Raw genomic sequence first — 13,111 nt, forward strand, 5'->3', positions numbered from 1 at the left:
TCCTTCTCCTGTTAACCCGCTATCATAGGCATTTCGGGTTAACAGGAGTCCCTTTATGAAATATGTTGGAGCGCACGTCAGCGCTGCAGGTGGCCTTGCGAATGCCGCCATTCGTGCCGCCGAAATTGAGGCGACCGCTTTCGCCCTGTTCACCAAAAATCAGCGCCAGTGGCGCGCCGCACCGCTCACCGCTGAGGTGATTGATGATTTCAAAGCCGCCTGTGAGAAATACCGCTACGGGCCCGGCCAGATCCTCCCCCACGACAGCTACCTGATCAACCTCGGTCACCCGGTTGAAGAGGCGCTGGAAAAATCCCGCGAGGCGTTTCTTGATGAAGTGCAGCGCTGCGAACAGCTGGGGCTGACGCTGCTGAACTTCCATCCGGGCAGCCATCTGATGCAGATCGACGAAGATGCCTGCCTGGCGCGCATTGCCGAGTCCATCAACATCACCCTGGACAAGACCAAAGGCGTCACCGCGGTGATTGAGAACACCGCTGGCCAGGGCAGCAACCTCGGCTTTAAGTTCGAACATCTGGCGGCGATTATCGACGGCGTGGAGGATAAATCCCGCGTGGGCGTGTGCATTGATACCTGCCACGCGTTTGCCGCCGGTTATGACCTGCGCACCACCGAGGCAACGAAAAACACGTTTGATGAGTTCGAGCGCATTGTGGGCTTTAAGTACCTGCGCGGAATGCACTTAAACGATGCGAAAAGCGCCTTTGGTAGCCGCGTTGACCGCCACCACAGCCTGGGCGAAGGCAACATTGGCCACGATGCGTTTCGCTTTATTATGCAGGACGCCCGCTTCGACGGTATTCCGATGGTGCTGGAAACCATTAATCCGGACATCTGGGCAGAAGAGATTGCCTGGCTGAAGGCACAGCAACCCGCTGAACAGGCGGCATAAAAAAAGCCGGGTGCGTAATGCAACCCGGCTTTTTTGTTGTTTATCGCTTACGCTGCTTTTGCCACAACTTCCGCTTCCGGACGTTTCAGCACCGCGTAAGAGAGGCCCGCCACCAGCGTACCGGCAACAATCGCCAGCAGGTAGCCCAGTACCGGGGTGATGGCGCCAGGGATCAGCAGCACGAACAGACCGCCGTGTGGTGCCATCAGCTTCGCACCGACAGCCATAGAGATCGCCCCCGTTACCGCACCGCCTACGATACAGCACGGCAGCACACGCATTGGGTCACGCGCCGCGAACGGAATCGCCCCTTCGGTGATGAAGCACAGACCCAGCACCAGCGCGGCTTTACCGCCTTCCTGCTGCGCTTTATCGAACTTACGACGGGCAATAATCGTCGCCAGACCGAGCGCCAGCGGAGGCACCATACCTGCCGCCATGATCGCCGCCATCGGCGCGTAGGTCTGGGTACTCAGCAGGCCCACACCAAAGGCGTACGCCGCTTTGTTCACCGGACCACCCATGTCAGTACACATCATGCCGCCGAGGATTGCACCCAGCAGAACCGCATTCGCGGTACCCATGGTTTGCAGCCAGTGGGTCAGACCCGCCAGGATGCCCGCAACCGGCTTACCAATCAGGTAAATCATCGCCAGACCGACCACCAGGCTGGAAATCAGCGGGATGATCAGGATCGGCTTCAGCGCTTCCATACTCTGCGGCAGCTTCAGCTTCGAGCTAATCAGCTTCGCGACGTAGCCGGCGAGGAAGCCCGCGATGATACCGCCGATAAAGCCGGAACCGGTGCTCACGGCCAACATGCCGCCGATAAGCCCCGGGGTCAGACCCGGGCGGTCAGCAATGGAGAAGGCAATAAAGCCTGCCAGTACCGGCACCATCAGGGCGAAGGCTGAGCCGCCGCCGATCTGCATCAGCGCAGCCGCCAGCGTACCTTGTTCTTTAAACGCCGTGATACCAAACGCGAACGAGAGCGCGATACACAGACCGCCCGCGACTACCATTGGCAGCATGTAAGACACGCCGGTCAGCAGGTGACGATAGGCGCCTGCGGACTCTTTCTTCCCTTCCGTCGCGGTCTGACGCGCGCCGGTTGCCTGATACGGCTTCGCTTCTACCAGCGCTTTATCAAACTCCTGCGCGGTCTTTTTCAGCGCCAGGCCGGTGGAGGTACGGTACATTGGCTTACCGGCAAATTTCGCCAGGTCCACTTCGATATCCGCCGCCACAATCACCAGATCGGCCTCCGCCACTTCTTCAGGGGTGATCGCGTTGCCGGCACCGACGGAGCCGCGTGTTTCAACTTTTACCCACCAGCCGCGTTTTTTCGCTTCGGTTTCAATGGCTTCAGCCGCCATAAAGGTGTGAGCCACCCCCGTCGGGCAGGCCGTCACCGCCACAATGCGTTTCGGGCCCGTGGCCGTAGCCGGTGCCGTCGCGACAGGCGCGCTGTAGACAGACGCATGACCTTTCGCTTCGCTCAGGAACAGTTCCGGGTGTGCCACCGCGCGATTAATATCGCCCAGCCACACTTTTTTACCGTTCAGCGCACTGTCAGCCGGGATTTTGTCGCCCAGGACAATGGCCAGTTCTGCATCGCCTGGATTATCGATAATCTCCAGATGTGCTTTTTGTGCCGCCGCGCCCAGCAAGGTCTTCGCCATATAGGCGCGAGCCTGTCCGAGACCGGAGTCAATGATCAGCAGCGTTTTCATTATTCCTCTCCTGCTGTTAGTTAAAAGGTTTTAAGTCAACGCGCGCCATCATCGCGGCTAACTGGGTACGATCGGTAATACCGACATTGCTCTGGCTGACGGCCAGGGCAGCAACGGCAGTGGCAAGACGTAAGGTATGTTCACTGGATTCCCGCATCAGCAGACCATAAATCAGGCCGCCAACCATGGAATCCCCTGCGCCAACGGTACTCACAACCTCCATTGACGGCGGTTTGGCGATCCATTCGCCAGACGCGTTAACCCACAACGCGCCTTCTGCACCAAGCGAGATCACTACGTGAGCGATACCCTGCTCGCGCAGCGCATGGGCAGCGTCAATCACATCTTTTAATTCTGGCAGCTTACGACCCGCCCAGATCTCCAGCTCGCGGCGATTCGGCTTCACCAGCCATGGTGAGGCTTTCAGGCCCGCAACCAGCGCGTCACGGCTGCTGTCAAAAATGATGCATGGGCACTGGCTGCGCAGGCGCGTCATCCAGTCGGTAAAGGCTTCCGGGCTCACGCCGGACGGCAGGCTGCCGCTGACGCAGACCATGTCAAACTGCCCCAGCCATGTCAGCGAGTCGTTGACAAAGCGTTCCCAGTCTGACGGCGTCACTTCGAAGCCCGAGAAGTTCAGATCGGTTACTTCACCGTCTTTCTCCGTCAGCTTAACGTTGATACGGGTACGGCCCTGAACAACCTGAAAACGGTTGGCAATGCCCAGCTCGCTGAACAGCTGCTGGAAACCGTCCTGGTTGTCTTTACCGAGGAATCCGCCCACGGTGACATCAATACCGAGATCCTTGAGCACTTTCGCGACGTTAATCCCTTTGCCCGCAGCATGCAGGCCGGTGGTACGCACGAGGTTGACTTCGCCGCGCTCAATTTCCGGGCAAAATCCTACCAGGTCATAAGCCGGGTTTAGCGTAATAGTCGCAACACGTCTGCTCATTATGCGCCCTCCCCCAGACCTGCCGCGATGGCATCGCCAATCGCTTTCAGCGCCTGTTCAGCATCGGCACCTTGCGCGGTGAAACGCAGACGGTGGCCTTTCTTCACGCCCAGCGCGACCACTTTCATCAGACTACGGCCGTTGGCCGGTTTGCCCGTGCCGTCAAGATTCGCCACGGTAATCTCACTCTCGAATTGTTTAATGGTATTCACCAGCATGGTGCCCGGGCGGGCATGCAGGCCGTGCTCGTTACGCACCACGAACTCCGCGGTTTGCACGTCATCCGTCAGCGCATCATCACTAGTCAGCAGTGCCAGCACGGTGGAGGCATCAGCGTTCAGCAGCTTTTCAGCTTTGTTGTTCAGCAGCAGGTCGCCCAGACGCTTCAGCACGGAAACCGGCTGTTCATCAGCCATCGCCACGGTCACCAGCATGGCCGCGCGTTCGCCTTCTACGTCAAATGCAGTGGCCGCACGGCTCACGGCAATCGCACTGCGCAGGTTGCCTTCAGCACTGTCGTTCAGCCAGATACCCTGACCCAGATTCAACGGCTTATCGTTAATCACGCGCGTCACAAAGGTGGCATCCGCCGCGCCAGCTTCTTTCAGGCGGCCCGCGTTCAGCGCCTGCAGCGTCACCAGATCGGAAGCAACTACATCCAGCGTCAGCGTTTCATTATCCAGTTTCAGCGCTTCACTCTGTTTTTCGCCCATCAGCAAGGCGCGCAGCTCTTCCGCGGTGGTGGCGGATTTAAGCTGTTCAGCCACCGCGTCATCGCTCAGGACATGCGTCAGCTGACGCAGCAGACCTAAGTGTTCGTCGCTGCTGGCCGCGATACCGATGGCCACATAGGCTACCTGACCGTCTCCCCAGAGTACGCCCTGCGGGAACTGGTAAACCTTAACGCCGGTTTTCAACACCTGATCGCGGGTGTCGGTGGTGCCGTGCGGAATGGCGATCCCATTGCCGAGGAAGGTTGAGGTCTGCTGCTCGCGCGCCAGCATGCCGTTGACATAGCCGTCCGCGACGTTACCTGCCTGCACAAGCGCAGCGGCAACCTGGCGAATAGCTTCTTCTTTATCCCCGGCCTGAGCGCCCGGGTGGATATCCTGAACAGATAACTGGAACATGGTTCTCCACTCCTGCTGAACTTGAATCGTTTCAGCTTTAATGAGAAAAAATGCGCTAGCCTGCTCCGTTTGTTAAAACAAGATAGCGCTGAAACGTTTCAAAAAGTCTTGCGCTTTCTGCAATGCCTTGCAAGAAAACTCGTATTTCAGATTGCAGAATTTAGAGATACAGCACATTTCTTCTTCGTTCAGCTGAATTTTGCTGAAGTTCAGCAAGCCAGTTTCAGCTAAGGTCAGCCGATGTGGATGCAAGATGAAATGCCATTTTGATTTTTCGTGGCATCATTGACCGCACCCACTGTTTATTTTTTAGCTGACGGCGTACACTCCGCCCCTCTCTGCTACTCGCTAATTATAAAACATGCATAACATCCCTGCGGCTGCCTCGCCGAAGCCCTTTGATTTGACCTCAGCGGCCTTCCTGATTGTTGCCTTCTTCACGGGCATTGCCGGTGCGTTACAGACGCCGACGCTGAGCTTATTTTTGACCAATGAGGTTCATGTTCGTCCGGCGCTGGTTGGCTTCTTTTTTACCGGAAGCGCCATCATCGGCATCCTGGTCAGTCAGTTCCTGGCGGGGCGATCCGACAGAAAAGGCGATCGTAAAAGCCTGATCGTTTTCTGCTGCCTGCTAGGGGTTTTGGCCTGCGTTCTGTTTGCCTGGAACCGCAACTACTTCATTCTGCTTTTCGTCGGGGTATTCCTGAGCAGCTTTGGTTCGACGGCGAACCCACAGCTGTTCGCGCTTGCCCGCGAACACGCCGACCATACCGGACGTGAAGCGGTGATGTTCAGCTCTGTCCTGCGTGCACAGGTGTCGCTGGCGTGGGTGATTGGCCCACCGCTGGCTTACGCGCTGGCGATGGGTTTTGGCTTTACGGTGATGTACCTGAGCGCGGCGGTCGCGTTTGTGGCGTGCGGCGCGCTGGTGTGGTTCTTCCTGCCGTCCATGCGCAAAGAGCCCAAAGTGGCAACGGGCGTGCTGGAAGCGCCGCGCCGTAACCGCCGCGATGCCCTGCTCCTGTTCGCGATCTGCACGCTGATGTGGGGCACGAATAGCCTCTATATCATCAATATGCCGCTGTTTATTATTAATGAATTGCACTTGTCGGAGAAGCTGGCGGGGATCATGATGGGCACCGCAGCCGGGCTTGAGATCCCGACCATGCTTATCGCAGGCTATTACGCAAAGCGCTTCGGGAAACGTTTTTTAATGCGCATCGCCGCCGTCGCCGGTCTGCTGTTCTATCTCGGCATGCTGACGGTACATACGCCCGGGCTATTGCTGGCGTTACAGCTGCTGAACGCCATCTATATTGGCATTCTCGCCGGGATAGGCATGCTCTATTTCCAGGATCTGATGCCGGGTCAGGCAGGCTCTGCCACCACCCTTTATACTAATACCACCCGCGTGGGCTGGATTATTGCCGGCTCAATGGCCGGTGTTGTGGCCGAAATCTGGAACTATCACACGGTGTTCTGGATTGCGCTGGTGATGTGTACGCTGACGATGGGCTGTCTGGCGAAGATTAAAGACGTTTAAGGTGCGGTGAGCGATTCAAGCTCAAGAAGGTATGTCATCGCCTGCTCGCGCGTGCTGCCACACATTTCGGCCGTGGGCTGAAGCCCGGAGCAGACCTTCGGACGCAGCGGTGAGCCAAAGATCATGCACAGGTTGGTTTCCGAGAGCTGAACGCAGCGGGTATTGGCAGGCTTGCCCTCGGGCATTCCTGGAATGGGGCTTGAAATGGACGGTGCAGTACAGCACGCGCCACAATCGGGACGGCAATCCATAAATGCTCTCTTTCGCTGGCGGATGCTCGTACAGTCGGGCATCGCGCGCACAGTAACACCTTTTGCGTATTGATAGCAAAAGCCACGAATTCCTCTTGCCTGAAAGGCCGCGCGCGAGTAATTTGGCGCGATATTTTTTACCTCCCGTAAACAGGATTACTGCAATGCCAAGAGCGAACGAAATTAAGAAAGGTATGGTACTGAATTACAACGGCAAACTGCTGATTGTGAAAGATATCGATATTCAGGCACCAAGCGCCCGTGGTGCAGCTACGCTGTACAAAATGCGTTTCGCCGATGTGCGTACCGGCCTGAAGGTGGAAGAGCGCTTTAAAGGTGACGATATCGTCGATACCGTGACCCTGACCCGTCGCTATGTTGATTTCTCCTACATCGACGGCAACGAATATGTGTTCATGGACAAAGAAGATTACACCCCGTACATCTTCACCAAAGATCAGATTGAAGAAGAGCTGCTGTTCATCCCGGAAGGCGGTATGCCAGACATGCAGGTTCTGACCTGGGACGGCGTGCTGCTGGCGCTGGAACTGCCTCAGACGGTCGATCTGGAAATCGTTGAAACGGCACCTGGCATCAAAGGCGCATCCGCCAGTGCCCGCAACAAACCGGCGACCCTGACGACCGGCCTGGTTGTGCAGGTACCGGAATACCTCTCTGCTGGCGAGAAGATCCGCATCCATATTGAAGAAAAACGCTATATGGGTCGTGCTGACTGATTGCGGCATTTGTCGGGTGGCGCTACGCTTACCCGACCTACGAAAAAACCGGCCCTGAAGCCGGTTTTTGTGTTTTTGTAGGCCGGGTAAGGCGAAGCCGCCACCCGGCAATTCCGGTTACAGCAGCTCCGGATACTTCGTCATCTTCAGCGCCAGCTCAACGCCGCGCACTTCCGCCATCCCTTTAAGACGGCCAATCGCCGAATAACCCGGGTTAGTTTTCTTACGCAGATCGTCCAGCATCTGATGGCCGTGGTCAGGACGGAACGGAATAGGACGCACATCGCCAATCTGCTTGCGACGCGCCTCTTCCGCCAGAATGGCGTCTACCACCGCCACCATATTCACATCACCGCCCAGGTGCGCCGCCTCGTGGAAGGTTTTTGGATTCTCTTCACGGCAGGTCGCGCGCAGATGCGTGAAGTGGATACGATCGCCGAAGGTTTCAATCATCCGCACCAGGTCGTTATCCGCCCGCACGCCGTAGGAGCCGGTACACATGGTGAAACCGTTATAGATGCTGTCGACCGTCTCTTTCAGCCACTGCATATCTTCAATCGTGGACACGATACGCGGCAGGCCGAGGATTGGACGCGGTGGATCGTCCGGATGTACGGCCAGGCGAACCCCTACTTCTTCCGCAACCGGCACGATAGCGCGCAGGAAATACGCCATGTTTTCACGCAACTGCTGCTTATCAATATCGCCGTATTCCGCCAGGCGGGCGCGGAACTGATCCAGCGTATACCCTTCTTCAGCCCCCGGCAGGCCCGCAATAATATTACGGGTCAGCTTTTCGATATCTGCGTCACTGGCGGCGTTAAACCACGCGAGCGCCTGCTGCTGCTCTTCCGCGGTGTAATCCGCGTCGGCGCCAGGGCGTTTCAGAATGTGCAGTTCGAATGCCGCAAAGGCAATCTGATCGAAACGCAGCGCTTTCGAGCCGTCCGGCATCTGATATTCAAGGTCGGTTCGCGTCCAGTCCAGGATAGGCATGAAGTTGTAGCAAACCGTATCAATGCCGCAGGCCGCGAGGTTACGGATGCTCTGCTGGTAGTTAGCAATCCAGGTCTGGTACTCCCCTGAATGGGTTTTGATATCTTCATGAACCGGAATGCTTTCTACCACAGACCAGGTTAATCCCTTCTCCGCCAGCAGCGCCTGACGCGTCTGTATTTCCTCTACCGGCCAGACCTGACCGTTAGGAATATGATGCAGCGCCGTGACGACACCCGTTGCGCCAGCCTGACGCACATCATCAAGAGAAACCGGATCGTTCGGCCCGTACCAACGCCAGGTTTGTTCCATTGCCTCACCCTCTTAAGTTGTTATACCAATATGTGCTACTGCAATGACGACTACCATACATGTTTGCCGTGAAGGGTCAATACACCGCCACACATTGATTGATCAAACTCACATAACGGGGATATTTACGGCTCACCAATTTTATTTGCTGTCATATAACTTTACACTGGCATTGTTAATTAATGGTTAATCAGGTGTGTATCTCATGAAGACAATTGCCTCCACCGCCCTTCCTGCCCGGGTTCAGCAACCTCGCTACGATCGCCAGTCATTACGCTCCCGCATCGTCCACTTTGGCTTTGGGGCGTTTCACCGTGCGCACCAGGCATTGTTAACAAATCGGGTGCTGAATGAAAAAGGCGGCGACTGGGGGATTTGTGAGATTAGCCTTTTCAGCGGCGATGTGCTGATGAGCCAGCTGCGCGCGCAGGATCATCTGTTCACCGTGCTGGAAAAAGGGGCTGAAGGAAATGAGGCCATTATCGTCGGTGCCGTTCATGAATGCCTGAACGCAAAGCTGGACTCCTTGCCCGCCATTATTGAGAAATTTTGCGAGCCTCAGGTTGCGATTGTCTCGCTCACCATCACGGAAAAAGGCTATTGCATCGATCCCGCGACCGGAAAACTCGATCTGAATAACCCCCGGATCGTCCACGACCTTGAAAACCCCTCCGAGCCACATTCGGCCCCTGGGATCCTGGTCGAAGCCCTCCACCGCCGCCGCGAGCGCGGCTTGCCTGCATTTACCGTGCTGTCCTGCGACAATATCCCTGACAACGGGCACGTGGTGAAAAACGCGGTGCTGGGCATGGCGCAAAAACGTTCCGCAGGGTTATCTGAATGGATTGATAGCCACGTGAGTTTCCCGGGGACGATGGTCGACAGGATTGTGCCCGCCGCAACGGAGGCCTCGCTGGCGGAAATCACCGACGCACTCGGCGTGGAAGATCCGTGCGCCATCAGCTGCGAGCCGTTCATTCAGTGGGTCGTGGAAGATAATTTTGTCGCCGGGCGTCCCGAGTGGGAAGTGGCGGGTGTCCAGATGGTGCAGGATGTGCTGCCTTGGGAGCAGATGAAATTACGTATGCTCAACGGCAGTCACTCTTTCCTGGCGTATCTGGGGTACCTCGCGGGCTACGCCCATATAAATGAATGCATGGAGGACGCGGCGTTCCGTGAAGCCGCCCGTCGGCTGATGCTGGACGAGCAGGCCCCCACGTTGCGCATCAAGGATGTCGACCTCACGGCATACGCCGATAGCCTGATCGAACGCTTTGCCAACCCGGCCCTCCAGCATCGGACCTGGCAAATCGCGATGGACGGTAGCCAGAAGCTGCCCCAGAGAATGCTGGACGGGATCCGCGTTCATCTTGAGCGAAATACGCCGTGGTCGCTGCTGGCCCTGGGCGTGGCCGGCTGGATACGCTACGTCAGCGGTACCGACGAACGCGGAAACGCGATTGACGTTCGCGATCCCCTCAGCGATAAAATCCGCGCCATCGTCAACGCCAGCAGCGACGCCAACCGCGTCCACGCGCTGCTGGGGCTGAGTGAGGTCTTCGGGCACGATCTTGCGCATAATCGCGTTTTTGTGGAGGCTGTCAGCCAGGCCTATGAGCGCATTACCCGCCACGGCGCGCGTCAGGCTGTTATCGAAACGTTAAATCTTTAACGATTATTGCGCTTAATGCGAACGGATGAGGCCTCCGTTCGCCCTTCCCCTTCTCACGGGGCCCATTTTTCGCCAGGATAGAGAACAGTGTTATAGCATCACAATTCTCATCCGGAGCGCACGTGACCAAAACCAACCTCATCACCGGTTTTCTCGGCAGCGGTAAAACCACCTCAATTCTCCATCTGCTGGCGAATAAAGATCCGGCCGAGAAGTGGGCCGTGCTGGTCAATGAATTTGGCGAGGTGGGCATTGACGGCGCGTTGCTGTCATCCAGCGGTGCGATGATTAAAGAGATCCCTGGCGGATGCATGTGCTGCGTTAATGGCCTGCCGATGCAGGTCGGGCTCAATACCCTGCTGCGTCAGGGCAAACCTGACCGCCTGCTGATTGAACCTACCGGGCTGGGTCACCCGAAGCAGATCCTCGATTTATTGACCGCACCGGTTTACGAGCCGTGGATCGATCTGCGCGCCACCCTGTGCCTGCTCGATCCGCGTCAGCTTCTGGATGACAAGGCGGTGGCCAACGAGAACTTCCGCGATCAGCTCGCCTCGGCGGACGTTATCGTCGCCAACAAGGAAGATCGCGCCACGCCAGAAAGCCAGGCCGCGCTGGAGGCGTGGTGGCAGCATTTTGGCGGCAATCGCACGCTTGTGCAGGCCACCCAGGGGAATATTGATAACGCCCTGCTTGACCTGCCTCGTCTGAACCTCACCGAGCTGCCCGCCAGCGTGGAGCATGCGCACAGTCACCCGGTTAAGCAGGGTCTGGCAGCCCTGAGTCTGCCGGAGCACCAGCGCTGGCGTCGTAATCTGAACAGCGGTCAGGGATATCAGGCCTGCGGATGGATTTTTGATGCTGAAACCGTTTTTGACACCATTGGGATCCTGGAGTGGGCCCGCCTTGCGCCCGTCGATCGCGTGAAAGGGATCATGCGCACGCCGGACGGACTGGTGCGGATCAACCGCCAGGGCGACGATTTCTTTATTGAAACGCAAAACGTGGCGCCGCCCGACAGCCGAATAGAGTTAATTAGTGCGGTTAACGCCGACTGGAATGCCCTCCAGTCCAGCCTGTTGAGGATTCGTTTAAGTTCGGGCGGCTAACGTTGCCCCAGTTTTCACTCTATGCAGAACGTTATGACAACTCGATTTCTCCTGATATTACTGCTTAATGTCGCCGGTCTGGCACTTTTCTTCTCCTGGTATATCCCGGTGAATCATGGTTTCTGGTTCCCACTGGATTCTGCCCTCTTCCACTTCTTCAACCAGGAGCTGGTGAAGAGCAAGGCGTTCCTGTGGCTGGTGGCCATCACCAACAACCGCGCCTTTGACGGCTTCTCGCTGCTGGCGATGGGCTGCCTGATGCTCTCTTTCTGGCTGAAAGAAGATAAAGCAGGACGCCGACGTATTCTGATTATCGGTCTGGTGATGCTGCTGTTTGCTGTCATCATTAACCAGCTGGCCACCGCGATTATTCCGGTTAAGCGTTCCAGCCCAACGCTCTTTTTCACCGATATTTATCGCGTCAGTGAGCTGCTGCATATTCCAACGAAAGATGCGTCGAAGGACAGTTTCCCTGGCGATCACGGCATGATGCTGCTTATTTTTTCCGCAATTATGCTTCGCTATTTCGGCAGAAAAGCGTTTGCCATAGCCCTGATTATTTTTGTGGTTTTTGCCTTCCCGCGCGTAATGATTGGCGCTCACTGGTTCACCGATATTGCCGTCGGTTCGCTTTCCGTTGCGCTGATTGCGCTGCCGTGGTGTTTGATGACCCCACTGAGCGACAGGATAATAGCGCTGTTCGATCGCTACCTTCCCGGTAAAGCGCAACAATAATTGAACAAATAACTAACCTAAATTAACGTGAGCTATCAGGGATCGACATGATCCCCGATAGCCTTCCCGCCACGATCTTTTCCCCGTGTCATATTCTTGTCATCACATTCATGATAAAAATGAAGCAATTGCGCGATAAAGCCTCGGATCTGACCGCATTTTAAGCAATTACGGATTTTTACTTTCTGTATCACATTTTCTTATAAAAAAAAGGCTTTTTTTACTCGCAATACCCCTGGCAATCGGTTAATCTCGAACTCGTTTTGCCCCATAGGGATAATTATTTCGATGGTGAATAATTTTGTGCGCTACGCCACAAATGTGACCAGAAAGAATTGTCTCAATGTGAACAGATAATTAGTCTCGTCACGTTTGGCATTTTTATAACGATATTTGTCGTTAAGGACTTCAAGGGATAATAAACAAAATGGTCAAATCTCAACCGTTTCTGAGATATATCTTACGGGGGATCCCGGCGATAGCAGTCGCGGTACTGTTATCTGCATGTAGTACATCGAACACCGCAAAGAATATGCATCCTGAGACGCGTGTTGTGGGAATGGAAGATTCCTCTTCACTGCAAGCCTCTCAGGATGAATTTGAAAATATGGTACGTAATCTGGACGTGAAGTCCCGCATTATGGACCAGTATGCTGACTGGAAAGGCGTGCGTTATCGTCTTGGCGGCAGCACGAAAACAGGTATTGATTGTTCCGGTTTTGTACAGCGTACGTTCCGCGAGCAATTTGGGTTAGATCTTCCGCGTTCGACCTATGAACAGCAGGAGATGGGCAAGTCGATTTCACGTACCAAACTGCGCACCGGTGATTTAGTTCTGTTCCGTGCCGGTTCGACAGGTCGACATGTTGGCATCTACATTGGTAATGATCAGTTTGTACATGCCTCCACCAGCAGCGGTGTGACCATTTCCAGCATGAACGAACCGTACTGGAAGAAGCGTTATAACGAAGCGCGCCGCGTACTGACCCGCAGTTAATATCGCTATTGTATCGTTGGTTATCCCT

Annotated in this window: 12 protein-coding genes; 7 read left to right on the forward strand and 5 right to left on the reverse strand. The window is 55.8% G+C overall.

Features of this window, described 5'->3' with window-relative positions; translation table 11 throughout:
* Positions 1 to 55: 55 nt before the first annotated feature.
* Positions 56 to 913 carry a deoxyribonuclease IV gene (gene nfo, locus LJA86_RS11080; RefSeq protein ID WP_063622105.1) on the forward strand — a complete coding sequence of 286 codons (858 nt, stop codon included), beginning with the start codon at positions 56 to 58 and terminating at the stop codon, positions 911 to 913.
* A 47-nt stretch (positions 914 to 960) separates the two neighbouring features.
* Here the strand turns inward: nfo and fruA are convergent, their stop codons facing one another.
* From fruA to fruB, 3 genes are read right to left on the reverse strand one after another with little or no spacing between them, the layout of a single operon-like run.
* The gene (fruA, locus tag LJA86_RS11085; RefSeq protein WP_063622106.1) at positions 961 to 2,646 is read right to left on the reverse strand and encodes a PTS fructose transporter subunit IIBC; all 1,686 of its coding nucleotides are present in this window, start codon (positions 2,644 to 2,646) and stop codon (positions 961 to 963) included.
* 16 nt (positions 2,647 to 2,662) lie between these two features.
* Positions 2,663 to 3,601, reverse strand: coding sequence for a 1-phosphofructokinase (gene fruK / locus LJA86_RS11090; protein ID WP_008500936.1), 939 nt, complete (start codon positions 3,599 to 3,601; stop codon positions 2,663 to 2,665).
* Complete coding sequence (fruB, locus tag LJA86_RS11095; protein ID WP_063622107.1) at positions 3,601 to 4,731, reverse strand: fused PTS fructose transporter subunit IIA/HPr protein; 1,131 nt, start codon at positions 4,729 to 4,731, stop codon at positions 3,601 to 3,603. Before fruB ends, fruK begins: the two co-directional genes overlap by 1 nt.
* A 361-nt stretch (positions 4,732 to 5,092) precedes the next feature.
* On the opposite strand from fruB, the gene setB reads away from it, so the two are divergent.
* Positions 5,093 to 6,274 carry a sugar efflux transporter SetB gene (setB, locus tag LJA86_RS11100; RefSeq protein ID WP_063622108.1) on the forward strand — a complete coding sequence of 394 codons (1,182 nt, stop codon included), beginning with the start codon at positions 5,093 to 5,095 and terminating at the stop codon, positions 6,272 to 6,274.
* Here the strand turns inward: setB and LJA86_RS11105 are convergent.
* Complete coding sequence (locus LJA86_RS11105; protein ID WP_045908692.1) at positions 6,271 to 6,525, reverse strand: YkgJ family cysteine cluster protein; 255 nt, start codon at positions 6,523 to 6,525, stop codon at positions 6,271 to 6,273. The two genes, setB and LJA86_RS11105, sit on opposite strands and share 4 nt — an antisense overlap.
* Before the next feature lie 164 nt (positions 6,526 to 6,689).
* On the opposite strand from LJA86_RS11105, the gene yeiP reads away from it, so the two are divergent.
* Positions 6,690 to 7,262, forward strand: a complete 573-nt coding sequence (gene yeiP, locus LJA86_RS11110) for an elongation factor P-like protein YeiP (RefSeq protein WP_008500940.1) — start codon at positions 6,690 to 6,692, stop codon at positions 7,260 to 7,262.
* Positions 7,263 to 7,379: 117 nt separating this feature from the next.
* On the opposite strand, the gene uxuA is transcribed toward yeiP, so the two are convergent.
* On the reverse strand, positions 7,380 to 8,570 hold the full coding sequence (gene uxuA, locus LJA86_RS11115) for a mannonate dehydratase (RefSeq protein WP_045414639.1): 1,191 nt from the start codon (positions 8,568 to 8,570) through the stop codon (positions 7,380 to 7,382).
* A gap of 205 nt (positions 8,571 to 8,775) precedes the next feature.
* Here uxuA and LJA86_RS11120 point away from each other — a divergent pair, with 205 nt between their 5' ends.
* From LJA86_RS11120 to mepS, 4 genes are all read left to right on the forward strand, one after another.
* The gene (locus tag LJA86_RS11120) at positions 8,776 to 10,242 is read left to right on the forward strand and encodes a mannitol dehydrogenase family protein (RefSeq protein ID WP_045908693.1); all 1,467 of its coding nucleotides are present in this window, start codon (positions 8,776 to 8,778) and stop codon (positions 10,240 to 10,242) included.
* Between the two features lie 122 nt (positions 10,243 to 10,364).
* The gene (locus LJA86_RS11125; protein ID WP_229226154.1) at positions 10,365 to 11,351 is read left to right on the forward strand and encodes a CobW family GTP-binding protein; all 987 of its coding nucleotides are present in this window, start codon (positions 10,365 to 10,367) and stop codon (positions 11,349 to 11,351) included.
* A 33-nt stretch (positions 11,352 to 11,384) separates the two neighbouring features.
* Positions 11,385 to 12,086, forward strand: coding sequence for a phosphatase PAP2 family protein (locus LJA86_RS11130; RefSeq protein WP_175481445.1), 702 nt, complete (start codon positions 11,385 to 11,387; stop codon positions 12,084 to 12,086).
* 427 nt (positions 12,087 to 12,513) lie between these two features.
* Positions 12,514 to 13,083, forward strand: coding sequence for a bifunctional murein DD-endopeptidase/murein LD-carboxypeptidase (gene mepS / locus LJA86_RS11135; RefSeq protein WP_008500946.1), 570 nt, complete (start codon positions 12,514 to 12,516; stop codon positions 13,081 to 13,083).
* Positions 13,084 to 13,111 lie beyond the last annotated feature (28 nt).

Source organism: Enterobacter sp. TCD1-1, from assembly GCF_020567405.1.
Taxonomy (GTDB): Bacteria; Pseudomonadota; Gammaproteobacteria; order Enterobacterales; family Enterobacteriaceae; genus Enterobacter; species Enterobacter quasiroggenkampii.